Origin of the sequence: Vibrio sp. 779(2023) (genome assembly GCF_033344285.1) — a bacterium.
Lineage (GTDB): Bacteria > Pseudomonadota > Gammaproteobacteria > Enterobacterales > Vibrionaceae > Vibrio > Vibrio alginolyticus.
This window is the reverse complement of the sequence record NZ_JAWPOM010000023.1, coordinates 20,024-45,696: the sequence shown is the minus strand read 5'-3', so window position 1 is coordinate 45,696 and position 25,673 is coordinate 20,024. Positions and strand designations below refer to the sequence as shown.

The window sequence follows — 25,673 nt, the reverse complement described above, 5'->3', positions numbered from 1 at the left end:
ATTATTCCTTGATTTTTCTGAGGGTTACTACGGAATAATACCCGATTCGGTTACGCCACCAAAATGTTCTTTAGTTCACTCAAAGACTCAACGGTGTAATTTGGTGCGATACGCTCATCGACGCTTGCGCCTGTGGTATTTAACCAGCAAGTTTCAATACCAAAATTATTACCACCCAGAATATCGGAATGCAGGTTGTCACCCACCATCAGTACGCGCGTTTTGCATGGGTTGCCCATTTGCTGCATCGCGTATTCAAAAATACCTAAGTCCGGTTTTGCTACGCCCACTTGTTCAGAGATCACCACTTTATCGAAGTACTCAGTCATCCCTGTGCGCTCAAGGCGAATTGCTTGCAACTCTGTAAAACCGTTGGTGATGATGCCCATTTTGGCTTTGCCTTGCAGCGCTTCCATCAGCTCTTTTGCACCTGGCAACAAGCTGCAAATATCGGCCATTGCTTCTAAAAATGCGCTATTGAGATCTGCTGTTGTGGTATTCAGCTTCTCAGCCCACTCGATAAAACGCTTATGTTTTAGCTCATCTGCCGTTACTTTGCCGTCTTGGTAATCCACCCAAAGCGGTTTGTTTACGGTTTGGTAATGAGCAAAATCTTGTTCAGTAAAATCTACGCCTTTGCGAGAAAACATAAGCTGCAAACCTTTGAAAGCATCAAAGTGGAATAAGGTTTCGTCAGCGTCAAACAGGATCCAATCGTACTTCATTTTCTTCTTCCCAAAATCAAGGTCGTAATACTGGTGCATAGTCTAGATTGTTTTCTTCTTGAAGATAATCTCTATAATTGGAAATTAATTGTATCCTTGTGCTCAACAATAAATGCTTCACGATAATAGGAGATTGATATGAACGCGATTGCCTCCCTGCCCGTTTTTGTTGCTGTTGTCGAATGCGGCAGCTTTTCCCTTGCGGCCAAACAGCTGAATCTGACGAAATCGGCGATCAGCAAACGCATCAACCAACTAGAAGACGATTTGGGCATTCGTCTCCTTAACCGAACTACGCGTAAGCTGAGCCTGACCGAAGCGGGAGAACGCTATTTTGAGTACGCTTCTCAAGCGCTCAATCTGGCCCAGCAAGGCGTAGACGCGGTATCTGAACTGCAAGGCTCTCCACAAGGTCGGCTCAAAATTACCGTGCCGATGTCTTTCGGTGTGCTGCATATCGCGCCTTTGATCAGCGAGTTTCTCGCTCGTTACCCGAAAATTGAAGTGGATTTAAACCTCGAAGACAAAATGGTCGATTTGGTTAAAGACGGTTTTGATTTGGGGATCCGTATTGGTGAACTCACCTCTTCCAATCTAATCGCAAAACGTCTCGCCCCTTGTAAAAGTGTGCTTTGTGCCTCACCAGATTACTTAGAGGAGTTTGGAACACCACAAAAACCAAGTGATTTAGTCGGTCACAACTGCCTGCGCTACTCCTATTTCCGTGGCGGCGTCGAATGGATGTTCATCAACAACGGCAGCGAATACAAGGTACTTCCAAAAGGAAACTTTATCGTCAATAACAGCGAAGCCATTCGCCAGTTGCTGTTAAGAGGTTCGGGCATTGCGCAACTGCCAACATTTATTGCAGGAAGAGACTTTACCGCAGGAAATCTAAAACCGGTGATGGAAGAGTATTCTCTACCAGAACACGCCATTTATGCGGTGTTCCCTGAGCGCAAGCACATGCCGTTGAAAGTAAGAGCCTTTATCGATTTTATCAGCGAAAAACTCGGCACAGATTTACCTTACTGGGATCGTTACAACAGCCCAGAAAAATAACCATATTGATGATAAGTGAGTGAGATTTCACTACTGACATGTTCTGACATTCCATCCGCGTAACCTTATTTGGAACTCAACAGGCAATCCGCCAAAACCAATAAGGAATCACAATATGGAAACCGTTATCGAAACTGTGCAATTTCGTCTAACCGCAGGCACAACAGAGCAAGACGTGATCGCTGCTGCCAAACAGTCACAAACGTTTGTGAAGAATCTGCCGGGCTTTTTGTACCGATCGCTCAGTCACGAAGCGACGGACGATGTGTGGACAGACATCATTTACTGGCGTTCAATGGACGATGCAAAACAGGCGGGAAAACAGATTAAGCAAGCCGTTGAATTTCAGCCTCTGTTATCGATGATTGACTGCGAAAGCTTCGAGCTTAAACATCACAACTTAAAAATGTGCAGTGAGCTAGAGAAGTAATCAGCCACACTACCACTAACAACCAGTAGGTCTAGATAAGGAACATCATGAGCAAATCAGAACGACTGTTTGAGCTACTGACGCTTCTGCGCGCAAAGCGTTACGCCGTGACAGCGAAAGAGCTCGCAGAAAGAATGGAAGTCAGCGAACGTACGATTTATCGCGATATTCAGTCGTTGCTCAGTTCTGGTGTTCCGATTCAAGGTGAAGCAGGTGTCGGCTACCTGTTGCAAGCTGGCTCTCATCTGCCACCTTTGATGTTCTCAGAAAAGGAGATGATGGCGCTTGAACTGGGTATGCGGATGGTTCGAGCCTGGTCGGACGCCGAACTCGCCGAAGCGTCTCACTCTGCGTCCACCAAAATACTTTCGGTATTGCCAGATAAGCTCAAACAACAAGTGGAAGATTGTCCGCTGATTGTGCCCGATTATCACACCCAATCCGAGACTGCCAAACGAGGGCAGCTTCTGCGCCACGCGATTGATCATCAGTTTAAGGTCAGTTTGGATTACCAAGATGAAAGCGGACAGGTGACCGAGAGAAAAATCCAACCGTTAGGCCAGTTCTTTTGGGGCAAAGTCTGGACGCTGGTCGCCTGGTGCGAATTGCGCGATGACTATCGCCAGTTCCGCCTCGACCGTATCCAAGCACTGCGTATGCACGATGAAGAGTTTCAGAGTGCGGAAACCAAATCTCTCAAACATTATATTGCGCAGTATGAATCGAAAGATTGAGTGTTCTTCATCCTTCCATCACAAGGATTCTACATTGCTCTGCTCAATGCGAGATATTTGGAAAGGCACATTTAGTTAAACTAATGTTTCATTTTTAACAGATGCGCAACCAACCTAAGATCGTTAACTTAAGTAGCACGTCAACCACACCGGAGCGTGAAGCTATGAAAGTACTGATTCAATACACCCAAGCAGGGAAATATCGAGATCAAGCGTGGGAGTCTTTAACTCTTCGATCTAAAGGTGATATGCAGGCCGTTACCCCTTCTTATGCTGCCCAACTTATCGAACAAAGCAAAGCGACACTTGTGATGACAGAGGAGCAACAAATCGTTATTCATCCATAACCGATTATTAGCCTTGTTTAACCAACCTTTGTTAGTTGTGCAAGGCTTACATCTCGCCATTACACGTTATCAATTTTATACACGACCAACCATATTTGGAGGTTGGCCTTAAGCATTTTTCCGAACATTGATGTTTGTTCGTTTAATCGTTCAACCTAGCTCAGGTGAAAAGCGAAAGTTACCTGATGTATCCCAAGAGGTGCCTAGGTGGTACCGCCTATTATCCTTCATAATAATATGGGTAATTATCATAAACTCTACAATGTTAGCACTTGTATTTTTTATCGCAGGTTTTTTATCACTAGTAAATCATGTATGACCTTCACTTATCCAACCAAGTTTAATATCACACTTTAAATGTAAAAAATCACATTAACAATTTCATAAAAATAATAAATACATCAGCTAATTTGTAACTTTTTAAAATGAAAGTCTAGAATGCAAAAAATAAACCTTTTTAAATATAGTTTTTTGTTAGTATCTGCACAAACAAATTATTAGCTAGAGGTGCTCTGTGTCGGGATTATTTGAGTATAAAATAAAAACTCATGATAACTTATCATCAATTATATTAAACATGTATGGTGCTCCATATGAAAGGCTAAATTTATCACTTGATAATAAAAAGCTTACGAGTCTATTCGCATAGCTCGAAGTGGAGGGTTACCTGCGAATGCTCATATAGTTAAACAAGCCGAAAAACTGAATAAAATAGCTCAAGCATCTAAAGTTGGCGGACATGTTTTAGTATGTGTTGGTCTAACGGCTTCCTGCATTCAGATTGCGAATACACAAGACCAACATGAGAAGAATGAAATTTTTGTTGAGTCAATAACTAGCACAGCTGTAGGAATGGGTACCAGCGCGTTAGTCGGTCTATTTTTAGTATCAAACCCTATTGACTGGGGGACTGCCATTGTACTCGCTGCCGGTACTACCGCTATTGGGTACGCCTCCGGTAAAGCAGCTGTGCTTACATACAACAACTTAGGCTCTCAGCCTGACTTAGTTTCAAAGACAAGCTTGGGTGCCATATGCAATTAGTTTGGAATATTATTGGATACTTAATGTTTTCTGGAATATTGATTATTTTTCTCCAGACATTATTTATAGGTATCATGCATATTTTAATGCAAAAAAAAGTTGTCAATAGTTACTTTACAGAACCTTATTTTAACACTTTCGAACTAGCTCTATTTACGGGATGGCCTTACGCATTTTTCCGAACATTGATGTTTGTTCGTTTAATCGTCCAACCTAGCTCAGGTAAAAAACGAAAGTTACCCGATATCTCCAAAGAAGTGCCTAGATGGTACCGCTCACTATCAATTCTATTAATAGGAATAATTATTATAAACTCCTCTATGCTGATAGTCGTATTCTCTTCAGCTGGAATACTCGCATTAGTAGATAGTTTAAACCCTTAATACCTTATTGTTTTTCAAGTTCAAGTTGAAACTTTGAAGTTGAATAATGTAGAAATAGCTTATTTGGGCTTAATGTAACTCGAATAAGCTATATTCTTCTCGAAAGCTATATAATTGTCACAACGACGCTTGCTCTCTTACAATAATTCTTCTTCGTTGAGACGACGAATCAACTTAGCTGGCGTGCCTCCGTATAGACAATCTGGCGGCACATCATGGTTGACTACCGAGTTCGCTGCAATCACCGAGCGAGCGCCAACTGTTACACCTTGGTTAATAACGGAGTTACCGCCAATCCACACATCATCTTCAATCGTGATGGGTTTACAAAACGTTTCCCAACGTCGGCGACTGCGGTAATCAACAGAATGAGAAGCGGTATAAAATTGCACGCTCGGTCCAATGAGCACGTGGTTCCCGATGGTAATTTTGGCACCATCGAGCATGACCACGTTCATGTTGATAAAGGTTTCTTCACCTATTTCGATGGTCTTACCAAATTCACAATGAAAAGGGGACTGGACAATACAACGGCCTACCTTGCCAAATAGCTGCTTTTGCAATTCGTCGCGCTGACTTTCGTCGGTGTTATTATTAAGTGCTCTAAGTGCTTGAAGAGCATGGCTTCTAATGGCGTCAATTTCTTTGTCCATGCCATCAAAGACCTGGCCAGACATCATTTTTTCTAGTTCTGTCACTGGAAGACTCCTACAACCTGCAATTACTGCTTTCAGATTCTTCACAAGGTACGTGAACTGCGAAATAAAAAAAGAGAAAAGCCCGGACTTTTCTCTTTCCTGTTTTTATATTTTGTGGAGTCTGTCAACTTACACAATTTCCCAACTGTGGGTCATCTCAACACCTTCGCCTAGCATTAAGCAAACCGAGCAGTATTTTTCTAGCGAGTCAGCCGCCACTTTTGCTACGACTTCTGGGTCAAGCTCGTCACCTGACACTTCAAAGTGGATATTCACTTGCGTAAAGATACGCGGTGCGGTTTCACGACGCTCTGTGGTTAGCTTGGCATTAACTGACGAAACCTTTTGGCCTGCTGTTTTCAAACCATCAACAACATCGACAGAGCTACAGCCACCAGCAGCCATTAGTACCATTTCCATTGGGCTTGGTGCGGTTGCACCACCATTGCCATCCATCACTACGGAGTGGCCCGACTGAGATTGCCCAAGGAATTTAAAATCTTCTATCCATTTAACTTCAGCTTGCATGATTTACCTCATTTAGCATCGCTCATTCAAGGCATCGTTGCCCTTACTAGCGGTATGTTTCTTGTCGATACTTTAGCTCTATCGCATAAAAGGGCAACGGAATTTTCAACATTACTGTAATTTTTTCGCTCGGTTACCTTTCTCTATACGTAACACTTTTTATTTAAGTAACACTTTCTACAAAAATAACGATGAGGTAGCTATGAAGAATATGTCTAAGTTATTGGCCGGTTTCTCCTTCGCACTTCCAGTCTTGTTTCTACTATTGAGTAAAACAGGTACCGCCGATACGATGGATAAGCTGAAGGCTTCAGAGAATACAAGAATCGCAACGCTAGCTGGCGGTTGTTTCTGGTGTACAGAATCGGATTTAGAGCAACTGCCCGGCGTAATCGATGTTGTATCAGGTTATTCAGGTGGTCATATTGAAAACCCGACTTACCGCCAAGTCTCTTCTGGTAAATCTGGTCATATTGAAGTGATTGAGGTGAAGTACGATCCTGCTGTCGTGAACTACGAGCAAGTGCTGGACTACTTCTTCCGTCATATCGACCCTACCGACGATAAAGGTTCATTTGTTGACCGTGGTCCTCAATACCGTCCAGCGATCTTCTACCATAATGCGGAGCAAAAGCAGATTGCTAAGCAGTTTATGATGGAAATCGACAAGGCGATGATCTATCCAAAACCGTTGAAAACAGAGCTGATCGAGTTTGAAAAGTTTTACCCTGCGGAGTCGTACCATCAGGATTACTACAAGAAGAGTAGCTTGAAGTACAAATACTACCGCTACGCATCAGGTCGCGATAAATATCTCGACGAAGTATTTGGTGAAGATCGAAAAGAAAGTCCTAAAACACTTCGACAGTTGATTGAAGAAAAAAAGCTGCTTTCGAAAGTGAAAGCGTACAGTAAACCTGCTCAGTCTGAAATCAAATCAAACTTAACAGAGCTACAGTATTACGTGACGCAAGAAGAAGGCACGGAGCGTCCGTTTGATAATGAATACTGGGACAACAAAGAAGCGGGAATTTATGTGGATATTGTGACCGGTGAACCGCTATTTTCTTCTACTGATAAATACAAATCTGGCACAGGTTGGCCAAGCTTTACTCGACCAATTAACCCGGGTTACATCGTGGAGAAAACCGATTATAAACTGCTCTACCCTAGAACGGAGATCCGCAGTAAGTTTGGTGATTCACACCTAGGTCATGTGTTTAAAGATGGTCCGAAGCCGACGGGATTACGCTATTGTATGAACTCTGCTGCGATGAAATTTGTACCTGTGAACAAGATGGCGAGTTTAGGCTACGGCGATTACCTGTACCTATTTGATAAGTAGTTTTAACCAAATTAGGAGTGAACATTCAGCGCGATGAAAGGTTTTAAATCCAACCTTCCCATGAAAGTCTGTCCGGTCTGTCAGCGCCCATTTTCTTGGAGAAAGAAGTGGGCGCGAAATTGGGAGGAAATCGTTTATTGTTCTGAGCGTTGCCGAAGAAATAAATCAACGAAAACGTAGGTCACTCCGACCCTCTCTGGAGTATGTTATTTCATTTGTATTAACGTTTGTACGCGTTCTCTTACCAAGGTAATAACGTCCCATCATAAGCCCAAAACGCCCCGCTATCTTGCGGGGTTGCTTTTTCTATCAAGCCTAATAAATCCTTTGCGACTCGCTCTGGTGTGAACAGCTTTCCCTCTGGCACATTGGTTTGAAAAGGTGCCGACAAAGCGGTGTCTGTAGTACCTGGGTGAAGTGACAGCACCGTGCCATGTTTGACCATTCTTTGCCATTCGATCGACATGGTTTTGAGGAACATGTTTAATGCGGCTTTCGATGCTCGATAGCTGTACCAACCACCTAACTGATTATCGCTAATGCTGCCAACTTTGGCTGAAATGGTCGCAAACTTAGGTGCAGTACTGCATTTTAGCTTGGGCGTGAAGTATTTTGCCAACAGTAAACTTGGCAAAGTATTGACCGTGATGGTTTGCTGAAAGAAGTCTGCGTCGAGCGAGCTAAGATTCTTCTCAGGACCTTTCTCTTGGGTGTGCAACATACCAACACAGTTCACCAACCAATCGACGTGTTCAATCTGCTCACTGAACGCTTTTACCTGCTCGTCTTGCGATACATCCACTTGATGCCAAACGACATTTGGGTGTTGCCAATCTGGTTGCTGCTTACGATAAGTGGCATGCACGCGCGCTTGAGGGAACCGAGCTGCGGCTTCTTGAACCATCGCCAAACCAATTCCACCATTGCCACCGACGATGAGTATTTCCATCACAAGTTCTCCACGTTTTCTATGTAGTGCTCTGCGGTATCAAGAATCGCTTGGCGTTGCTGTTCTTCCATGTTGTCCCAAGAGCGGAAAATCATCCCGATTCGTGGATTGGCTGCGAGGCGCTTGTCGTGTTTGTTCATAAAGCGCCAATAAAGGCTGTTAAACGGACACGATCCTTCCCCACTCCTCGCCTTATTGTCGTAATGGCAACCCTTACAGTAGTCGCTCATTTTGTTGATGTAAGAACCACTCGCCGCGTAAGGTTTGGTGCCAACAATGCCGCCATCCGCAAACAATGCCATGCCACGTGTGTTCGGCATTTCGACCCATTCAATCGCATCAACATAGATACCGAGATACCACTCATCCACTTGATCTGGGTCGATCTCGGTTAGCAAGCAAAAGTTACCAGTGACCATCAATCGTTGGATGTGGTGTGCGTAGGCGTAATCGAGGGACTGCCCAATCGCATTGCGCATACAAGCCATTTTAGTTTCACCATTCCAGAAGAAATCTGGCAGCTTTCTTTCTGCGCCCAATTCGTTGTTTTTCGGGTAATGAGGCATGTTCGCCCAATAGACCCCTCGAATGTACTCTCGCCATCCTAAGATTTGGCGAATAAACCCTTCAACTTGAGAAATGTCGATGTCCGCGTTGGAATGAAATGCCTTGAGTGAAGCATCAATGACTTCTCTCGGGTGCAGTAATTTGCTGTTAAGCGAGAATGAAATTCGGCTGTGATACAAGCTCCACTTAGCGTCGTGCTGGCCTGTCATGGCATCTTGAAAACGTCCGAATAACGGCAGACAGACTTGGCAGAAATGCGCGAGTAAAGAGAGGCTTTGCGCGCGATTAATCGGCCACAACAAGTCCCCTTCGAGATTTCCGATGGTTTTGATGTCATGTCGTGCCAGCCGCTCAATAATGCCGTGGATGTCAGTACTGAACATCAAAGGTTGTGGCAGTTGTTCAATGTCTTTGGCTTTGAGCTTGTTACGATTATTGGCATCGTAATTCCATTTTCCGCCGACGGGCTTTCCGTCTTGCATCAAGATGTCGAAGCGCTTGCGCATACGGCGGTAAAAGTGCTCCATCATGATGTGTTTACCTTGAGGAAACTGCGATTCTATTTCCTCAAACGGCAACAAAAAATGTTCCGAGTCGACACAACGCGTCACGACCCCATCAAGCTTTAGTTTGGCTAACTGCTCCAGAAGACGGTATTCATCCGGGCGTTGATATTCAAACTTACTTGCACCAACTTCACTCGCGTAGTGTTGCAAGACTTGCTCAAGATCGTCGAAGGATTGTGTGTCATCCAACGTGAGGTGCAGAACTTGGTGACCTTCACTCTGACGCTCTTTCGCAAACTGTTCCATTGCGGAAAAGAACGCACACACTTTCTGAATATGATGCGTGACGTAAGTATTCTCTTGCTTGAGCTCCGCAATCAGGTAAAGCACTTGCTCATCCGGTTGCTGAAACCAAGAGTGCTCACTGTTAAGTTGATCGCCCAAGATCAATCGTACGGTTTCAAATTGCATTACGGTTTCTCCGATGACGAAGCTTTGTCACTGCTGCCCATCACAATCGGCCAATCGACCATGTCTACACTATCCAAATGCGCGCCAGGACAACGACCTTGCCACCTATCGATGAACTCCATGTGCGGATCGTACATTTCGGTTTGCTTTTCGAGGTTGAATTGTCGTGAACCACGCGGATCAGCACCAACGCCTGCTAAGTATTGCCAATTTCCCCAGTTTGATGCCACATCGTAATCGACCAGTTGTGACTCAAAGTACGCCGCGCCATAACGCCAATCGAGGCCAAGCTCATGCACCAAACAACTGGCAACTAACTGTCTGCCACGATTCGACATATAACCCGTTTCATTAAGTTGGTGCATACACGCATTGACGATAGGAAATGGCGTTTCACCTTTCTTCCATTGTTGAAAACGGTGCGCGTAAAAGCTGGTGAGTGGTGCTCGATTTTGGATGCCACCGAATCGGAAGAGCTGTCGCTTGTGTCGACGGGCATACCAATAAAAGTATTCACGCCAAAGCAGTTCGAAGTAAATCCAGTAGGTTGAATCATTTGCACCATTCTCCGCTTCATAACGTTTCAACATGGCATAAATAGTTTTCGGAGAAACGCACCCATGAGCTAACCAAGGAGAGAACTTGGTGGAGTAATCCATGCCATCTAAACCGTTGCGTGTTTGTTTGTATTCACTGGCTAGTGTGGAAGCAAAATACTGGCGACAATGTTCAAGCCCGCGGCTTTCTCCACCATGAAACGCAGCTTTTGCGTCAAAGTAATATGCAGTAACGGAAGGAAGATTCACACCTAAAGGAATTGGAGGTAACGAACGGATACTCTCGTGGGGCCGAGAGATGTCTAAACCTTCAACTTGCTTTCTAAACTGCGTGAAAGTGGTAGGCAGATTGCTCAAGTCAAATGGCAGTTGTTCTTCCCTTAACAGGGTCCGGATTGCTTGCTGTTTTATTTTTACATGAGACGCGCCTTCAACTGCGCGATCTAACGCTTGTTGCTCATCCGAACCGGGAAAGGCGTCAGCATATATATGTGTGACGCCGAAGCGATTAACAGCATACTTGATTGCTTGATCGGGCGTCAGTTCAACTGCCCACAATCGCTGACCAAGGTGATTCAAAGATTGATTGAGTTCACTAAGCGATGAATCGAGAAACTGCAATTTCGCGCGCCCGAAAGAGGCTTCCTGCGCAAAGTGATGCAAGTAAGGCGTCATTGAAGGGTAGCAATACAAGCAAATTAACTCGTCCATTTCTACACTGGCGCTTTTCAACAGTGGGTTGTCGTGCAATCGCAAGTCGTTCGTGAACCAATAAAGTCCTATTTTCTTTTTCAATTCGCACCCTCAGATGTTAATTCTTCGTCTACGAGTTCTTTTCACGGAGACCCTGACGTTAAGCCTTTTGATTTACTTGCTTTTATACGAAAACGAGAGTTTGACGATCATTAGGTTACTAACGTTTACACGGAATCCATTTGCTGGATATCTCAAAACACGCAATACCACCAAATGCCTGTACATGTTTCATACTGATATTTTATAAAATTTGAATCCAACGGTATTGATCACGATCTTAATCACTCATTTTCTATATAAACCATGCAAAAGTGATAAAAATTAAAGCGACATTAGTTAATATCCGTTAATCTAAGCCCAATCCCATTTTGCTAGTACCATCGCAGAAATGACCGACGAGTTTAAGAAATCAACCGCTAATTTAAAAAAAGCGGTCCCACTGATGATCAAAAACCATGTTGCTGCCACGCCAGCCAACTACGCGCTTTGGTATACCTACGTTGACAAGACCATTCCAGAACTCAACTTTGAGTTAGACACGGTGTTAGAAAACTACGGTATTTGCCCGCCAGCAACCAATAAACAGCTTTACAACAACTATGTGGCCAGCAAAGCAGAAACCAGCCTTGAAGATCTTAGAACCAATGTAGAAGTTCTGCTACATGAAGTATCCAGTTCAATGAGCGATACGATTTCAGATACTTCCTCCTTTTCTGAGATGGTAGACAAAAGCTTTAATAAACTGGAAAAAGTTGAGGACAATAGCCTAAGCATTGAAGAAGTGATGGTGGTGATTCGTCAACTTGTCGCAGAGTCACACGAAATTCGTCACTCAACAAAGTTTTTGAATAGCCAATTGACTAACGCGAGTGAAGAAATTTCTCGCCTCAAAAATCAACTGGCTGAAGTACAGCAAGATGCGTTGTTCGATGGTTTGTCAAACCTATACAACCGCCGAGCATTTGACAAAGATCTCTCTTCACTTATCGCATCAAATCAGGCAATGACCTTGATCATGCTTGATATCGATCATTTCAAATCATTTAACGACAATTACGGGCACCTTTTTGGCGATACAGTGTTAAAAGCCATTGCCCGCCGGCTACAACAAAGCTGTCGAGATGGAATATGTGCGTACCGTTTTGGTGGTGAAGAATTCGCGTTAATTGTACCTAACAAATCTCTGCGAATTGCTCGCCAATATGCAGACACACTACGCCGGATGATAGAAAAACTGCGTATCAGAGATAAGCGCTCAGGCACACAAGTTCACAGCATTACCGCTTCTTTTGGGGTAGCAGAATTTGAGCCGGGTGATACGCCTGAAGCCTTAATCAATAAAGCCGATAAACAGCTTTATGAAGCAAAACAACTCGGTCGTAACCGCGTGATGCCAATTTAAATAAACTGACTAAGCGAAAACGACTTTTACGATGAAAAAGAAAACCCCGCGACGTAAAGTGCGGGGTTTTTATATCCAATCATGAGTATCTTAATCGACGCTGTAGCAGTAACTTAGAATGTAGTCGTCACCATTTTTTGCGGTATATTCTTTATCTTCACTGCATGCCATCGGCTTACCTTTTTTGTCGCCTTTGATTAGACTTATCCAATGGCGCATCGCGGTTGGTGCATTGCCAGTTAGTTCAGGATGAAACGTCGTGCGAGTTTCCAATTGAATATCGTCAATGTCCACTAATTCCACGCAACCAGTGCCTTTATGACAGCCAAACAGCACTTCTACATGATTGCCCGAATCATCTTTAAACAAAATCGACTTTGGATCTTCCTTTTCACCAGTGTACGCCACGAAGTGTTTTGGGCTTTTCAGGCCGCTGTGTGTACCGTCTTTGAAATAAGCCAAAACATGGCGGTAATCAATCACGTAACTTGATACATCTTGGTGCGACCCGTTCTCCAATGAGAACATGCGGTCTAGTAGTTGCTTCGCTTTTACTTGTTTCTCACTCTGCTGCTCAGCACTTACCGCTTCGACGGCAAATACGGCTTCAGCGATAAATGGGCGTTGTTGTTGTTGCATCTCTTTTTTATCGAAGTTCAGCATATTCATCGTCATATCCTCGCACTTAAAAAACTCGTCCTAGAGTAAAAACTTAAATCCTTTATTTAAGTTTCAGGCAATTCTGTGAAGTGGATGGTTAATTTCCTTGCCTGCTCATTATGTAGACTAGCGAAATATTGACTACAATTTCACAACAAAAATTTTACAATGTGAATTTTACAAAATGTCTGTGTCAAAAAGCCTTATTCGTCAGTCTCATTTTCTTGGTACGAAAATTCGTAACCTAAGAAAAAACAACCATTTAACGATGGAAGATTTATCTGCCCGTTGTGTAAGAATTAATCCAGAGTACGCTCCGTCGGTTTCTTACCTTTCGATGATTGAGCGCGGAAAACGCGTACCGAGTATCGATATGCTCGAAGTGGTCGCGGAAGTTTTTCAAAAAGATCCGGCGTGGTTTTTAGATGATGAACCCGAATTAGAAGCCATCACACCCAACAAAGGAAATCGTGGCGGGATTAGTGGCATGGCGTTGGAACCGAGCTTCCTGTTTTCCAATGATATTCTTCAAATCGCGATACCAGAAATGCTCTCCCAAACAGGTATCACGGGGCGTCAATTCGCCCACTTACTGATCCGCGCACACCAAGAAAACCACCAAAACCATTTCCCAGACTTAGAACGGGCAGCGGAAGAAGTGGGCTTAAAGCGGCTGAATCTATCTGTAGAAGATCTCGTAGACATTGCAAAGAGTATGGGATTGGATATCCGCTGGGTAGATCGAGCGCCACAAGATGTGATTGATGAACTGGGCGTCAGCGCCAAACAGTTGATTACGTCTTTCATGGAGCCACCTGGGACTATTTATCTCAATAAACGAATGCGTGACTATCCAACCCGATTGAAGTATGACTTGGCGGTATATATTGGTCATCGAGTGCTCCATAGCAGCGATGCAATGAATAACGTTTTATCTATCGGGCATCAAAACAATTGGGAGCAAATGGACAGCCCTGTGTCGAACTCTGAACTCAATTCGCAAGATATCCTGCAAGCTTGGCGTGATTTTGAGTCCAGCTTCTTTGCCGGTGCCCTACTCTGCCCCAAAGTACCCTTTCGTCAGTTGCTTGACCGTTCTGGTTACGAGATTGATGTTCACAAAAAGGCCGGCGTTTCTCCTTCCGTTGCAATGCGTCGCATGACGGTGGTCTCGCCTTACCCTCATTGGCACTATTTTGATGCCTATGGCCCTGGCAAGTTAAAAGCCGTGTATCGCGGAAATGGTATTCCATTGCCTTGGGGCAACATGCGCAAAGTGAACGACCCTTGCCAGCACTGGGCCGTATTCCGACGCCTTTCCCAGCCTTTGGATACAAGTTCAGCGCAAATTTCGATTTTAAATGTTGGCGACGAGCCACGTATCTACTGCTGCGAATCGGTCAACGTATTTGACCCTGCGGGAAATAATCGCGTGCTATGTGCCGGTATTGATCTTAACCCTGCTATTTCTGCACAAGGTGGCGATGCCGTTTCCATAGCGGAAGAACTTAAGTCCCTTTGTGTCGCTTCCGGCGGAAGTAGTGTTATTCCTCCCCACATCAAAAAAGACTTAACGACTATCGCTAAGATATTAAACATCAACTGGATAGAGCGCGGGATTCAAACCCAAGCAAGGTTGATCTGCTCCAGAGGGGCGGTTTGTCCAAGACAACCTAGTTGTTACAGCAAGTGCGGAGAAGCTGATGAGACGGGCAGCTACGTGAATATCATCGGGCTTTAGAAAGAAAAAACGCCAATCACAATAAACGTGATTGGCGGTATATACTTGTGAACAATTTGTATTCACTAACAACGTCAGTTGGCTAGGTGACCCTCGGCTTAATAAGGGTCACTCTAAGTAAAGCACGATGCGTGCCAACTTTAAAAAAGCCGTTTTTTAGTAGATCCAGATGCATATCGTTGCTTTATTAACCATTAATTTCGCAAACTGCATTTGCAAAATGCAACATCATGCAAATATGCCACTGAATGCACTGCTAATAACGACTCTCTCAGCAAAGTGTCTGTGAACATATGAAGTCACATATTCTTGCACCTCAATGATGATGAGATTTCGGGCTCCCAACTTTACCATTCCTCTAACCCCTTATTGAAACTGGGTTCAGGCTCATCCGCCATGCTTTTGTTGATACATTCTCTCATCGGCTATTTTCATCATTTGCTCAGGAGATGACATTTTCGGGTCAAATATCGCGTACCCAATACTGGCTTTCAAATAGATAAGCGTTTCATCGTAAATGACGGGCGTCGAGCATAGCGCTAATCGAAGTTTTTGTAGAAGGGACTGAACATTTTCTTCCGTTCCTGGGTGATGAACTACAACTAAGAACTCATCACCGCCCATTCTGGCCACGATGTCTGATTTACGCAGAGAGCTTTTTACCCTTTCAGCCGTAGCGATTAAAACTTTGTCACCTGCGTCGTGACCATAGGTGTCGTTAATGTGTTTAAACCTATCTAGGTCAATATTAATTAAGGCGAAGCTATAACGCTTTTTATAACGTTTCGCTATTTCGAACTGCTGCTTGTAAAACTTCATAAAATAGCGACGGTTTGGTAAATTCGTGAGTTCATCGTGTAAAGCTCTGTCATCTGCAATGGTATACAGTCGATAAATGGCGAACAGCGCGAGGCTAAGTGCGAATATAATGGGATAGCCGATTACTCTAGCTAAATGCAACTGATGCCAAGAGATTTGGCGATCAGCTTTGCCTCCAGAGAAAACCACCATACTCCACCCACCATAAGGAAAATGAACCATCTCTTTTGCATATGCCATGCTATTTACACTTTGCGCGCCAAAGAAAGCATCACCAAATGAGCCACCGCTATCGTAACCACGGATCATTAAAGGGTAACGATACGAGAAATCAATTACGCCGGTTTCTCTCATCAGAGCATCGAAATCAATCACCGCACTGATCACTCCCCAGTAGTCCTGATTCATTGGAGGATCAAGAAAAACAGGCACACGCACGATCAAACCTCGGCCACCTTGAATCAAAGTCACTGGCCCTGCGATGAAAATTTCTTGTACATCCTTGGCTTTTTGCACCTGTACCCACTGCTGTGGCACTGCGCGGTAATCAAGGCCGATTAGGCGCTCATTACCTTGGCGTGGAAATACATGACTAATTACATCATTTTTCGCGATACCGATGATTGTAATATGTTTACTTTTATTTAGGATTCGGTGAGCGGCGATACTCAATTCTTCTTCTTGGTTTTTAGGAAGTAAAGTAATGAGTGTCGCTAAAGTACTGGCTTTGTAGATATCCGCCATAAGTACCGCTTCCAAATTGGAACGGAGAATGGAAAGTTGTTCTTTGGCCTCAACTTGAACTCGCTCTTTGTGAAGCTCTTGCTGGTTTCGATTTAACAGCTCAATAACCCCAATACACAAAGCGAAAAAGGTGAGGAAGAACAATGCAAAATAGCATCGCTTTCTGGGTAAATAACGCATTTTCTCCCCACAACTCGTATACAACTACGAGATTTTTTATTTATTGTTAAAATTCTTATTATCACAAGAATAACCAATCATAATCAGAAAGGTAACAGTGATTGACAACTTTTATGTTTTAGGTGTGAGATGATGCATCAACAAGGCGATTTATTTGGCGGCGATCTATGGCAAGAAGTAGAAAGAGGAAAACTTTATTATGATCCTCATTTTCTTAGCCATCTTGAGGCGGATAATTACTTTGACCAACTTCGAAAGACACTGCCATGGCACCAAGAACACATTACTATGTTCGGCAAGTCAGTACTTCAACCTCGCTTACAAGCGTGGCACGGTGATGCAGCATATACTTACTCAGGCTTAACCATGCAGCCTCACCCTTGGACTCCTGAGTTAACTCAGCTCAAAGTGCGTTGTGAATCAGTTGCTGATGTCACTTTTAATTCTGTTCTCGCTAACTTATATCGACACGGGCAAGACTCAATGGGCTGGCACCAAGATAATGAACCAGAGTTAGGTAGAAACCCTGTTATCGCATCTTTGAACTTAGGTGAAACACGTCGATTTTTGCTTAGAAATTTACATTGTAAAACTGAGATTGAATATGAGCTTTCTCACGGCTCCTTACTGATTATGGCTGGCGAGCTCCAGCATCACTGGAAGCACTGCGTACCAAAAACCGCGAAAACCAAAGATGAACGTATCAACCTGACTTTTAGGCAAATTTTCAACTATTGACTCAGCTTTTACATTCTCAATTAATATTGATGGTAGGTTTAGGTTCAGGACTTCATAGGGAATGGATTTATGCGTATTAAACCTCTTAGCTTAGCGGTCTTACTCTTTTACTCACTTACCTTTGCTGCTCAGGCATCACAGGAAGACGTACCGCTTCTCGATAATACTCAATCAGCGCAGTTGATTCGTAGTACCTACGAACAAGAACTGTTCACTTTCCCGGCGTTTAAAGAGGGCCATTTTGGCTTACGCATGTACCGCCAAACATTAGATGAGAAATATCACGCTGCCATTTGGACCGACATGGCACAAGTAGCCAGCCGGTTAAACCTATTTGCTAATGAAGTCGTTGAACCAGAAGACATCATTCTCTATTCATCTCAAAGGTTGACCACGTATCAAGAGAAAGAAACCGAACGAGGGCAGCGACGCTATACCGTGACTAAACACCATCCTGAGTACCTTTATCTTGGTGTGGATTTGCTTGGCGCAATGGCAAGAGCAAACGAATACGGCCTAAAGCATAAACAAGACAAAACGCTGAGAAAAATTATTAGGCGCTACGATTTCTCGCGTTACGTTACGGACAAAGAGATGATAGAAGCATGGGCAGCTCAGCTTGCAAACCAAGTCTACTGGCTTCGTCAGTTAGGAGAGCAAGATGTGGTCGAGGAATTCACTCAAACCTTCCGTGACACCTACCCCGACGATAAAGATAAGATGCTTTCAGCTCAGCAGTATTGGAACAAACTCTATGGTATGACGCACATCATCTTTGCCGATTCACAGTATTATCAGGAGCGAGTAAGCGAGAAGAAACACCAATGGATTTATGATTACTTTCGCAACAATATCGACACTATCCTACTGCGCGCCAAAGAAGACGTGATTGCGGAAGTCGGCATTTCGTTTTTGTTAGCAGGCTTGGACCATGATCCGGTCGTAAAGAAAACCCGCCAAGCCATTCGTCACGCAATCAACGCAGAAAAAGGGATGATTCCGTCGGTCGACGGTAACTTTGATCTCAAGTACGGCGAACACCGTAACGTACTAGCCATCATGCTGCTCGATTGGAAAGGGGTACATAAAGCGCCAACTTATCAAGAGCACCCAGAGGCTTTTAAATCGATACCTTACGGCTTAATGCCCAAGCCTTAGAAATAACAAAACCCGCCATTTAGGCGGGTTTTTAGTGTGTATCTTCAATCTAAATTAGAGAGAGATAAAAATGCCCGCTAAGCACGCACTCATCAGGTTAGCGAGTGTACCAGCAGCAACCGCTTTTAGGCCTAGACTTGCAACATCTTTGCGGCGCTCAGGTGCCATCACGCCGATAGAACCCAACTGAATCGCAATTGAGCCAATGTTCGCAAAACCACACAACGCAAAAGTGATAATAATTTGAGTATGCTCAGACAGTGTCGCTTTGTGCTGCACAAAATCGATAAACGCAACAAACTCATTCATCACCACTTTCTGACCAATGTATGAACCCGCAGCTAGAATTTCGTGGCTTGGCACACCAATCAACCACGCTAGAGGTGCAAACAAATAACCAAAAATCGCTTGTAGCGTTACGCCAGAGAAACCAAGTATCTCGCCCAAGTTTTCTAGCCCCGTGTTCACCATCGCGATAACACTCACGAAAGCGATAAGCATGGTACCAACAGCAACGGCAACTTTCATACCGCCCATGGCACCGCTTGCTAGCGCATCAATAACGTTACTTTCTTCTGATTTATCTAGCTCAATATTGTTGTAATCGCTTGGCGTTTGACGCTCAGGAACGATGATTTTTGCCATCATCAAACTACCTGGTGCTGCCATAAAGCTTGCCGCGATCAAGTATTTGAGGTCGACACCCAAACCAGCATAACCACCAAGCACACTGCCCGCCACTGAAGCCATACCACCAGCCATCACGGCAAACAGTTCAGAGCGAGTCATGTTAGAAAGAAATGGACGAATAAGAAGTGGTGACTCGCCTTGAGATAAGAAAATGTTCCCTGTTGCAACCAAAGACTCTGCTTTACTCGTACCCAAGAACTTCTGGATAGCGCCGCCAATAAATTGAATCACTTTTTGCATAATGCCCAAATAGTAAAGGGCGGAGATAAGAGCACTGAAGAAGATGATGATAGGAAGGACACGGATAGCGAAGATAAAGCCAGAAGAAGCGAGGTCACCAAAGAGGAATTTAATCCCTTCATCAGCAAAGCTGAGTAGCCCCGCGACACCATTACTTAAACTCGCCAGCGCCGCTTGACCCAACGGGAAATAGAGCACCAAAGCAGCAAACCCCATTTGTAGCATCAAGGCGCGAGATACAGTTTTCCAATTAATGGAAGAACGACCCTCAGAAAGTAGGAAAGCACAACCTAGCAGTGCAACAATACCAAATAGACTAAATAGAACACTCATGAGCTGGACCTACTAAACGTTGAAAAAGAAAAAAGAGCCAAAGGAATTGGCAGAAGAAAGGGACAACGCAGCGAGTGATAACTCACTTTTAGATCCAGAATGTAGACAGAACGAATAGTTCGACATCTTATTTTTACCTTATACAAGCAATTGAACGTAGCTGGTCCGGTCCGTGGGGTCATTCACTGCTGGCGAGCATGTTGCTTGGCCTGCTCCATGTGACGGCTTGTATGGGTAAGGGTCCTGAACAACTAAACCCTAATTCCCGCTTAAACGGGACGCAAGTATAGCCAACAAAAAGAGATATTCATCACATTTATTTACGCAAACGTTCAAGCGTTCAAAATTTAGGCAAAAGTACTCTTTTGTCGTCATACCATTAATAAAAGTAAGGGCATAAGGATAGGCGTTGATGGTAAAAAACATAAAAGTGACCAATAAATATGCAATCAAACTCGAAAGAGCCAAAATTCGTCATTTTGCTCTCGCCAACAGGTGGATTTTGGTTATAATTCGCGTTGCTTCTTTCGAGGCCTCTGAGTATTCAGAGCATCATGATGCCGAGATGGTGAAATTGGTAGACACGCTAGCATGAGGTGCTAGTGCCTTTGGTGTGAGGGTTCGAGTCCCTCTCTCGGCACCATTATCCTTCTTCCCTAATTTTGTTCGAGTGTAATGCAAAGTTCTAAGCAGGCAAGACAGTCTACAGATGCTAACCAACTTCTGAGTGAGCTTGCGGTTCACGCTTTATTACACCTGCACTTTAAAATTCACGCGTCCTCGCATGGCCTCTCCCTTAAAGAACGTAATGACTTACTTCAGAAATGGCTGAAACCAAAACTGAAGAGTAATCGCTATAAGCTGATTAAAAAGCCGTTAAAATCTTTGACTCAGCAGGCAAAAGGTGAGAACGGAAATCTGGAAGAATTACTCGAGCGCTGCGTCGGTGCAGACAAACCCAGCAACCCTCAACCCGATCTAGATAGCTACTTGCTGCTGATCAACGAGATTGAGAAGAAACTGGGGACTACCGTGTTATTATCTCGACCGGAAGACGTCGACTTATCTCACGACCAACACGGCTGTTTGCTGTGTGTGCTTTCTGAGAACTTAAATCAGCACTTCGATGATAATAACGCCCTAATCGCTCCTATTTCGATGCTGTTCCGCGGACCAATGAGTCAACGCTCACTTTTCCTTGGCAGCATTTACGCCAGTGGTACCTTCAATTATGAAGTGCAGTATCAAGACGACCAGTTCGTTCGCATCACGTTAGAGTTGGCGTAACTGTAACGCTAAGAAATAAACAAATCGAAAAAGGCCGCGAAACTCGCGGCCTTTTGCTTATCTAGATTTAAACTTGAGTTAATCGATCTCTTTAAATCGAGCAGTAAAGTGGCGCAGCACTGGTGGCTCGTACTCGAAAGTGAGCCCTTTTAACTCATGTGCACGATTTTTCAGTTCGATAATCGCATCCGCAATGTAATCCATATGATCGTTTGTGTAGACACGACGTGGAATGGTCAAACGCATCAACTCAAGCTCTGACACTTTTTGTTTACCCGTTTCCGGATCTCGACCAAGCAGCAACGATCCTATCTCTACTGCTCGAATACCCGCTTCCAAGTACAAAGCATTACACAATACCTGCGCAGGAAACTGATCCGCTGGAATATGTGGCAAAATCTTAGCGGCATCCACAAACACCGCATGACCACCCGTTGGGTATTGAATCGGAATACCGCCTTCACGTAAGCGCTCACCTAAGTATTGAACTTGGCTAATTCTATAGTGAAGAAAATCCTCATCCGCGGCTTCATACAAACCGCGAGCGAGCGCTTCCATATCACGCCCAGCCATGCCGCCGTATGTTACAAATCCTTCCATGGGTACGCAGCGCGTCTGCACCGCCTGGAACAACTCCTTATGATCACGAATACAACACATGCCACCAATGTTTACCATCGGGTCTTTCTTAGCTGACATGGTGAGCATATCACCGTACTGGTACATCTCACGGATGATTTCCAGAATCGATTTATTCTCGTAACCCGCTTCACGCTGCTTGATAAAGTAGGCGTTCTCACAGTAACGAGCCGAGTCAATCACCACTGGAATATCGTACTTGGTTGCAATCTCGTACACACTGCGCATGTTTTCCATCGACACAGGCTGACCACCGGAGCTATTACAAGTAATCGTGGTGATAATTGCACAAATGTTATGCGAACCGTGCGCTTCAATTGTTGCCACCAGCTTATCGATATCAAAATTGCCCTTCCAATCATAAGGCGTAGTGGTGTCGAATGCTTCTTCCGTTACCACGTTAATCGCTTTACCGCCATTGAGTTCAATGTGACCCGCTGTGGTATCAAAATGGTAGTTCGAGATAAATACTGGCGTTTCGCCACCACGCACCTGACGCATACGCTCAATCAAAGCTGGGAACAAAATTTGCTCGGCACCACGCCCTTGGTGTGCAGGCACGGTGAGCTTATAACCGAAGAAGTGCTCCACTGCATCACACAGGTTGTAGTAATTTCGACTCCCCGCATAGGATTCATCCCCCATCATGATGCCAGCCCACTGATTATCACTCATGGCACCAGTGCCAGAGTCAGTCAGCAAATCGATATAAACATCATCACTACGAAGAAGAAATGGATTATAGCCCGCTTCTTTTAACGCGACTTCACGGTCTGCCAAAGTCGTCATTTTGATTGGCTCAACCATTTTGATACGGAAAGGTTCTGGAATACGTTTCATTGTTAATTTCCTTATACGCATTGCCCTACGCAGTTTCACGTAAGACTAAAAAACAAATAGATAGAATGCTTTTCAATGCGATTGCATTGAGGAAATCAACGAGAAGAGATTTTACTAAGAAGAGACAAGCAGTAGTCTAGGTTATACCAGAACGACAGCACCAAACGGCTATCGAGAATATCCTTTATTCTCATCGTCTTCGTCCTCCTGATAAAAATAAAAGGTCAGAAACCCCATGTCTCTGACCTTTTCAATATAGTGCAGTTTTCAATCAATTTTCAGTGAGGTCACCCTCATTTTAAGAAGGTCTCGCCCTTTTCATTCTGCGTTTGATATTACTTTCTTTGACTAGGTAATCGAAAAGTGGCGCGAATAAGTTAGCAAATAGAATCGCTAACATGATGCCTTCTGGATAAGCCGGGTTCAGCACTCGGATAAAAATCGTCATCACGCCGATTAATAGTCCGTATGCCCATTTCCCGTTATTGGTAAAAGCTGCCGAGACAGGGTCTGTCGCCATAAAGAAGGTACCAAACGCAACCCCACCAATCACGAAGTGCCAGTAGAACGGCATGGAGAACATGGGGTTAGAGTCTGAACCGATCGCATTCAATAGTAATGAAGCTCCGATTAAACCGACCAACACGCCCGCAACAATTCTCCACGATGCAATCTTCATAAAGATGAGAACCAAGCCTGTTAGTGCGATCAACAACGTGGAGACTTCACCCATCGAGCCTGGTAAATTACCAACAAAAGCATCTCCCCATGAAATTGTTTGTCCTGTCATATTATTTATCAAAGCACTTTGCCCGCCTTCATACCATTGACTAAGTGGAGTAGCGCCAGAGTAACCATCAGCCGCGACCCACACAGCACCACCGGACATGTTGGCAGGATAGGCAAAGTATAAGAACGCTCGCCCTGCTAAAGCTGGATTTAGGAAGTTTCGTCCAGTACCACCGAAAATCTCCTTCGCCACAACAATACCGAAAGTGATACCTAAAGCCGCTTGCCATAGTGGAATTGTCGGAGGAAGGATCAGCGCAAAGAGTATAGAGCTGACAAAAAAGCCTTCATTTACCTCATGCTTTCGCACAATAGCAAACAGAACTTCCCAGAAACCACCAACGATAAACACAGTCGCATAAACCGGGAGAAAGTAAGTAGCACCAAGCCACATTTTACTTCCCCACCCCGCTTGTGAAACCGCATCTAACGAGCCCCATACCCAACTCAGTTGCCATGAAGAAACAAGCGCTTGCTGAGCTAAGGCTTGCTCCATTCCATACAACAAGGCATCACTCGCTTGCTGGCCTATGTTGTACATACCCCAGAACATGGCAGGGAAGACCGCCAACCACACCATGATCATAATACGTTTTAAATCGATGCTATCTCGAACGTGAGTCATGCCCTGGTTTACCTTACCAGGCGTGTAAAAAATGGTTTCGACAGCTTCGAAAAGTGGGTAGAACTTGTGATACTTCCCACCTGGACCAAACTTAGGTGTCGCTTTCTCTAAGTAGTGTTTAAGGCTCATAACGCTCCTCCTTTATCTAAAAGATGGTACGCACATGTGTAAAAAGCGATCGTTTTTTAATCTCTTCGTCTTCCTTCTTCGTATTTCACCTTGTTCGCCACTCTTCTGTCTCCTCTTTAAATCCGGCGAACAGTTTTATCCAACGAAAAAGGGACCGCTCATGGACACACTCGCCATTGACCTAGCTAGATTCCAATTTGCCTTTACTGTCTCTTTCCACATTATTTTTCCAGCTTTTACGATTGGTTTGGCAAGTTATCTCGCTGTATTAGAGGGCTTGTACTTAAAAACGGGCAACAAACAGTACATGCAAATCTATAAGTACTGGCTCAAAATCTTTGCCATCAGTTTTGGTATGGGTGTGGTGAGTGGCATCGTGTTGAGCTATCAATTCGGTACTAACTGGAGCGTGTTTGCCGACAAAACAGGCCCAATCCTGGGCCCGCTAATGGGTTATGAAGTTTTTACTGCGTTTTTCCTCGAAGCGGGGTTTTTAGGCGTGATGCTTTTCGGTATGGATAAGGTGGGTAAGAAGCTTCACTTCGCCGCGACTTGTATTGTTGCATTCGGGACGTTTTTGTCTGCGTTTTGGATACTTTCGGTTAATAGTTGGATGCAAACACCAGCGGGCTACAGTATCAACGAAGCAGGACAGTTTATCCCAGAAGACTGGTGGGCGATTGTCTTCAACCCTTCCTTCCCTTACCGGCTCGTTCATATGTTGCTCGCCGCTTACCTTACTACTGCCTTTGTTGTAGCCGGCGTTGCCGCTTATCACTTACTAAAAGCAAACCATAACCCTCTAGCCAGAATTATGTTCTCGATGGCAATGTGGATGGCTGCCATCGTGACACCAATTCAAATCGTTGCTGGAGACATGCATGGTTTAAACACCCTTGAACATCAACCCGCCAAAGTCGCTGCGATGGAAGGGCACTATGAGTCTCACCAAGGCGCGCCATTGATCCTCTTCGGTATCCCTAACGATGAAGAAAAACGCATGGAATACGCACTGGAAATCCCCAAACTCGGTAGTTTGATCTTAACTCATGACCTCAACGGTGAAGTGAAGGGATTAGATGCTTTTCCAGAGGAGGAACACCCTCCTGTCTCTATCGTTTTCTGGTCTTTCCGAGTAATGGTCGCGCTTGGTTTTGGCATGCTTGTTATTGGTTTGTGGAGCCTATGGCTAAGAAAACGTCGCAAACTTTTTGATTCAAGGGCACTTCAACGTATTTGTGTCCTGTTTGCCCCTGCGGGGTTCATTGCAGTTTTAGCAGGCTGGGTAACCACCGAAGTCGGTCGCCAGCCTTACACCGTATACGGTCTTTTAGCCACAGCCAATTCGGCATCGCCTATTGATGCCGCCGCGGTGAGCGTCTCCCTGACGGCGTTCATCGTGGTTTACTTTGTGGTTTTTGGAGCTGGCTTCTTCTATCTCCTACGTTTGATGCGCAAGTCTCCAACTCGATATGAAGAAGGTCTAGATAGCCGACTTCCTGATGGCACGAAAACCGATGCCATCACACATTCTAACCATCTAACCTAGGAGCTTAC

The 25,673-nt window shown here is 44.4% G+C and carries 24 protein-coding genes and 1 tRNA gene; 14 read left to right on the top strand and 11 right to left on the bottom strand.

Going from position 1 to position 25,673, the window contains the following annotated elements:
- Positions 1 to 50 precede the first annotated feature (50 nt).
- Positions 51 to 725 carry a pyrimidine 5'-nucleotidase gene (yjjG, locus tag R8O70_RS21165; protein WP_140293742.1) on the bottom strand — a complete coding sequence of 225 codons (675 nt, stop codon included), beginning with the start codon at positions 723 to 725 and terminating at the stop codon, positions 51 to 53.
- A gap of 138 nt (positions 726 to 863) precedes the next feature.
- Between yjjG and R8O70_RS21160 the strand changes: the two genes are divergently transcribed.
- From R8O70_RS21160 to R8O70_RS21145, 4 genes are all read left to right on the top strand, one after another.
- Positions 864 to 1,787 carry a LysR family transcriptional regulator gene (locus R8O70_RS21160; protein WP_258624699.1) on the top strand — a complete coding sequence of 308 codons (924 nt, stop codon included), beginning with the start codon at positions 864 to 866 and terminating at the stop codon, positions 1,785 to 1,787.
- Between the two features lie 115 nt (positions 1,788 to 1,902).
- A complete protein-coding gene (locus R8O70_RS21155) occupies positions 1,903 to 2,217 on the top strand; it encodes a hypothetical protein (RefSeq protein ID WP_005497913.1) in 315 nt (104 codons plus the stop codon).
- 47 nt (positions 2,218 to 2,264) lie between these two features.
- Entirely contained in the window at positions 2,265 to 2,951 is a 687-nt protein-coding gene (locus R8O70_RS21150) for a helix-turn-helix transcriptional regulator (protein ID WP_005497912.1), read from the top strand.
- A gap of 164 nt (positions 2,952 to 3,115) precedes the next feature.
- Positions 3,116 to 3,298, top strand: coding sequence for a hypothetical protein (locus R8O70_RS21145; RefSeq protein ID WP_021035913.1), 183 nt, complete (start codon positions 3,116 to 3,118; stop codon positions 3,296 to 3,298).
- Positions 3,299 to 4,862: 1,564 nt separating this feature from the next.
- On the opposite strand, the gene R8O70_RS21140 is transcribed toward R8O70_RS21145, so the two are convergent.
- A complete protein-coding gene (locus R8O70_RS21140) occupies positions 4,863 to 5,423 on the bottom strand; it encodes a sugar O-acetyltransferase (RefSeq protein WP_053349374.1) in 561 nt (186 codons plus the stop codon).
- 129 nt (positions 5,424 to 5,552) lie between these two features.
- Positions 5,553 to 5,951, bottom strand: coding sequence for an OsmC family protein (locus tag R8O70_RS21135; protein ID WP_005374132.1), 399 nt, complete (start codon positions 5,949 to 5,951; stop codon positions 5,553 to 5,555).
- A 202-nt stretch (positions 5,952 to 6,153) separates the two neighbouring features.
- Here R8O70_RS21135 and msrB point away from each other — a divergent pair, with 202 nt between their 5' ends.
- Entirely contained in the window at positions 6,154 to 7,296 is a 1,143-nt protein-coding gene (gene msrB / locus R8O70_RS21130; protein ID WP_005374134.1) for a peptide-methionine (R)-S-oxide reductase MsrB, read from the top strand.
- A gap of 33 nt (positions 7,297 to 7,329) precedes the next feature.
- Positions 7,330 to 7,476, top strand: coding sequence for a DUF2256 domain-containing protein (locus R8O70_RS21125; protein WP_005374142.1), 147 nt, complete (start codon positions 7,330 to 7,332; stop codon positions 7,474 to 7,476).
- Between the two features lie 61 nt (positions 7,477 to 7,537).
- On the opposite strand, the gene R8O70_RS21120 is transcribed toward R8O70_RS21125, so the two are convergent.
- The 3 genes from R8O70_RS21120 to R8O70_RS21110 are packed head-to-tail and all read right to left on the bottom strand — an operon-like array spanning position 7,538 to position 11,141.
- On the bottom strand, positions 7,538 to 8,245 hold the full coding sequence (locus tag R8O70_RS21120; protein WP_005374144.1) for an SDR family oxidoreductase: 708 nt from the start codon (positions 8,243 to 8,245) through the stop codon (positions 7,538 to 7,540).
- Positions 8,245 to 9,789, bottom strand: coding sequence for a cryptochrome/photolyase family protein (locus R8O70_RS21115; protein WP_005374147.1), 1,545 nt, complete (start codon positions 9,787 to 9,789; stop codon positions 8,245 to 8,247). Before R8O70_RS21115 ends, R8O70_RS21120 begins: the two co-directional genes overlap by 1 nt.
- Complete coding sequence (locus R8O70_RS21110) at positions 9,789 to 11,141, bottom strand: DASH family cryptochrome (RefSeq protein WP_031778851.1); 1,353 nt, start codon at positions 11,139 to 11,141, stop codon at positions 9,789 to 9,791. The genes R8O70_RS21115 and R8O70_RS21110 overlap by 1 nt, the downstream gene beginning before the upstream one ends.
- Positions 11,142 to 11,490: 349 nt before the next feature.
- Between R8O70_RS21110 and R8O70_RS21105 the strand changes: the two genes are divergently transcribed.
- Positions 11,491 to 12,504 carry a GGDEF domain-containing protein gene (locus tag R8O70_RS21105; RefSeq protein WP_005374150.1) on the top strand — a complete coding sequence of 338 codons (1,014 nt, stop codon included), beginning with the start codon at positions 11,491 to 11,493 and terminating at the stop codon, positions 12,502 to 12,504.
- Between the two features lie 90 nt (positions 12,505 to 12,594).
- Here R8O70_RS21105 and R8O70_RS21100 read toward each other — a convergent pair whose 3' ends face one another.
- The gene (locus R8O70_RS21100) at positions 12,595 to 13,173 is read right to left on the bottom strand and encodes a hypothetical protein (protein ID WP_170890228.1); all 579 of its coding nucleotides are present in this window, start codon (positions 13,171 to 13,173) and stop codon (positions 12,595 to 12,597) included.
- Positions 13,174 to 13,348: 175 nt separating this feature from the next.
- On the opposite strand from R8O70_RS21100, the gene R8O70_RS21095 reads away from it, so the two are divergent.
- Positions 13,349 to 14,905 carry a DUF3612 domain-containing protein gene (locus R8O70_RS21095; protein ID WP_318184342.1) on the top strand — a complete coding sequence of 519 codons (1,557 nt, stop codon included), beginning with the start codon at positions 13,349 to 13,351 and terminating at the stop codon, positions 14,903 to 14,905.
- Positions 14,906 to 15,292: 387 nt separating this feature from the next.
- Here R8O70_RS21095 and R8O70_RS21090 read toward each other — a convergent pair whose 3' ends face one another.
- The gene (locus tag R8O70_RS21090; RefSeq protein ID WP_054865439.1) at positions 15,293 to 16,648 is read right to left on the bottom strand and encodes a diguanylate cyclase; all 1,356 of its coding nucleotides are present in this window, start codon (positions 16,646 to 16,648) and stop codon (positions 15,293 to 15,295) included.
- Between the two features lie 132 nt (positions 16,649 to 16,780).
- On the opposite strand from R8O70_RS21090, the gene R8O70_RS21085 reads away from it, so the two are divergent.
- Entirely contained in the window at positions 16,781 to 17,386 is a 606-nt protein-coding gene (locus R8O70_RS21085; protein WP_005374161.1) for an alpha-ketoglutarate-dependent dioxygenase AlkB family protein, read from the top strand.
- 69 nt (positions 17,387 to 17,455) lie between these two features.
- The gene (locus tag R8O70_RS21080) at positions 17,456 to 18,544 is read left to right on the top strand and encodes a DUF3541 domain-containing protein (protein WP_239932755.1); all 1,089 of its coding nucleotides are present in this window, start codon (positions 17,456 to 17,458) and stop codon (positions 18,542 to 18,544) included.
- A gap of 54 nt (positions 18,545 to 18,598) precedes the next feature.
- Here the strand turns inward: R8O70_RS21080 and R8O70_RS21075 are convergent, their stop codons facing one another.
- The gene (locus R8O70_RS21075) at positions 18,599 to 19,807 is read right to left on the bottom strand and encodes a NupC/NupG family nucleoside CNT transporter (protein ID WP_017635515.1); all 1,209 of its coding nucleotides are present in this window, start codon (positions 19,805 to 19,807) and stop codon (positions 18,599 to 18,601) included.
- Between the two features lie 412 nt (positions 19,808 to 20,219).
- Here R8O70_RS21075 and R8O70_RS21070 point away from each other — a divergent pair, with 412 nt between their 5' ends.
- The 3 genes from R8O70_RS21070 (at position 20,220) to R8O70_RS21060 (ending at position 21,094) form a co-directional block, all read left to right on the top strand.
- Complete coding sequence (locus R8O70_RS21070; protein ID WP_021035910.1) at positions 20,220 to 20,402, top strand: hypothetical protein; 183 nt, start codon at positions 20,220 to 20,222, stop codon at positions 20,400 to 20,402.
- Positions 20,367 to 20,450, top strand: a tRNA-Leu gene (locus R8O70_RS21065). Before R8O70_RS21070 ends, R8O70_RS21065 begins: the two co-directional genes overlap by 36 nt.
- A 32-nt stretch (positions 20,451 to 20,482) precedes the next feature.
- Positions 20,483 to 21,094: a DUF2913 family protein gene (locus R8O70_RS21060; protein WP_213966676.1), complete on the top strand. Its 612-nt coding sequence runs from the start codon at positions 20,483 to 20,485 to the stop codon at positions 21,092 to 21,094.
- A gap of 78 nt (positions 21,095 to 21,172) precedes the next feature.
- Here R8O70_RS21060 and R8O70_RS21055 read toward each other — a convergent pair whose 3' ends face one another.
- Together R8O70_RS21055 and R8O70_RS21050 are read right to left on the bottom strand one after the other, a co-directional pair.
- A complete protein-coding gene (locus R8O70_RS21055) occupies positions 21,173 to 22,573 on the bottom strand; it encodes a tryptophanase (RefSeq protein ID WP_053307136.1) in 1,401 nt (466 codons plus the stop codon).
- 298 nt (positions 22,574 to 22,871) lie between these two features.
- On the bottom strand, positions 22,872 to 24,116 hold the full coding sequence (locus tag R8O70_RS21050; protein WP_258624709.1) for an NADH:ubiquinone reductase (Na(+)-transporting) subunit B: 1,245 nt from the start codon (positions 24,114 to 24,116) through the stop codon (positions 22,872 to 22,874).
- 160 nt (positions 24,117 to 24,276) lie between these two features.
- On the opposite strand from R8O70_RS21050, the gene R8O70_RS21045 reads away from it, so the two are divergent.
- On the top strand, positions 24,277 to 25,665 hold the full coding sequence (locus tag R8O70_RS21045) for a cytochrome ubiquinol oxidase subunit I (protein ID WP_258624711.1): 1,389 nt from the start codon (positions 24,277 to 24,279) through the stop codon (positions 25,663 to 25,665).
- The last annotated feature ends 8 nt before the right edge of the window (positions 25,666 to 25,673 follow it).

Excerpts from the sequence above, each read along its gene's own strand:
- yjjG (WP_140293742.1), bottom strand. The coding sequence starts at position 725 with ATGAAGTACGATTGGATCCTGTTTGACGCTGACGAAACCTTATTCCAC.
- R8O70_RS21160 (WP_258624699.1), top strand. The coding sequence starts at position 864 with ATGAACGCGATTGCCTCCCTGCCCGTTTTTGTTGCTGTTGTCGAATGC.
- R8O70_RS21155 (WP_005497913.1), top strand. The coding sequence starts at position 1,903 with ATGGAAACCGTTATCGAAACTGTGCAATTTCGTCTAACCGCAGGCACA.
- R8O70_RS21150 (WP_005497912.1), top strand. The coding sequence starts at position 2,265 with ATGAGCAAATCAGAACGACTGTTTGAGCTACTGACGCTTCTGCGCGCA.
- R8O70_RS21145 (WP_021035913.1), top strand. The coding sequence starts at position 3,116 with ATGAAAGTACTGATTCAATACACCCAAGCAGGGAAATATCGAGATCAA.
- R8O70_RS21135 (WP_005374132.1), bottom strand. The coding sequence starts at position 5,951 with ATGCAAGCTGAAGTTAAATGGATAGAAGATTTTAAATTCCTTGGGCAA.
- msrB (WP_005374134.1), top strand. The coding sequence starts at position 6,154 with ATGAAGAATATGTCTAAGTTATTGGCCGGTTTCTCCTTCGCACTTCCA.
- R8O70_RS21125 (WP_005374142.1), top strand. The coding sequence starts at position 7,330 with ATGAAAGGTTTTAAATCCAACCTTCCCATGAAAGTCTGTCCGGTCTGT.
- R8O70_RS21120 (WP_005374144.1), bottom strand. The coding sequence starts at position 8,245 with ATGGAAATACTCATCGTCGGTGGCAATGGTGGAATTGGTTTGGCGATG.
- R8O70_RS21115 (WP_005374147.1), bottom strand. The coding sequence starts at position 9,789 with ATGCAATTTGAAACCGTACGATTGATCTTGGGCGATCAACTTAACAGT.
- R8O70_RS21105 (WP_005374150.1), top strand. The coding sequence starts at position 11,491 with ATGACCGACGAGTTTAAGAAATCAACCGCTAATTTAAAAAAAGCGGTC.
- R8O70_RS21100 (WP_170890228.1), bottom strand. The coding sequence starts at position 13,173 with ATGAATATGCTGAACTTCGATAAAAAAGAGATGCAACAACAACAACGC.
- R8O70_RS21095 (WP_318184342.1), top strand. The coding sequence starts at position 13,349 with ATGTCTGTGTCAAAAAGCCTTATTCGTCAGTCTCATTTTCTTGGTACG.
- R8O70_RS21090 (WP_054865439.1), bottom strand. The coding sequence starts at position 16,648 with ATGCGTTATTTACCCAGAAAGCGATGCTATTTTGCATTGTTCTTCCTC.
- R8O70_RS21085 (WP_005374161.1), top strand. The coding sequence starts at position 16,781 with ATGCATCAACAAGGCGATTTATTTGGCGGCGATCTATGGCAAGAAGTA.
- R8O70_RS21080 (WP_239932755.1), top strand. The coding sequence starts at position 17,456 with ATGCGTATTAAACCTCTTAGCTTAGCGGTCTTACTCTTTTACTCACTT.
- R8O70_RS21075 (WP_017635515.1), bottom strand. The coding sequence starts at position 19,807 with ATGAGTGTTCTATTTAGTCTATTTGGTATTGTTGCACTGCTAGGTTGT.
- R8O70_RS21070 (WP_021035910.1), top strand. The coding sequence starts at position 20,220 with ATGGTAAAAAACATAAAAGTGACCAATAAATATGCAATCAAACTCGAA.
- R8O70_RS21060 (WP_213966676.1), top strand. The coding sequence starts at position 20,483 with ATGCAAAGTTCTAAGCAGGCAAGACAGTCTACAGATGCTAACCAACTT.
- R8O70_RS21055 (WP_053307136.1), bottom strand. The coding sequence starts at position 22,573 with ATGAAACGTATTCCAGAACCTTTCCGTATCAAAATGGTTGAGCCAATC.
- R8O70_RS21050 (WP_258624709.1), bottom strand. The coding sequence starts at position 24,116 with ATGAGCCTTAAACACTACTTAGAGAAAGCGACACCTAAGTTTGGTCCA.
- R8O70_RS21045 (WP_258624711.1), top strand. The coding sequence starts at position 24,277 with ATGGACACACTCGCCATTGACCTAGCTAGATTCCAATTTGCCTTTACT.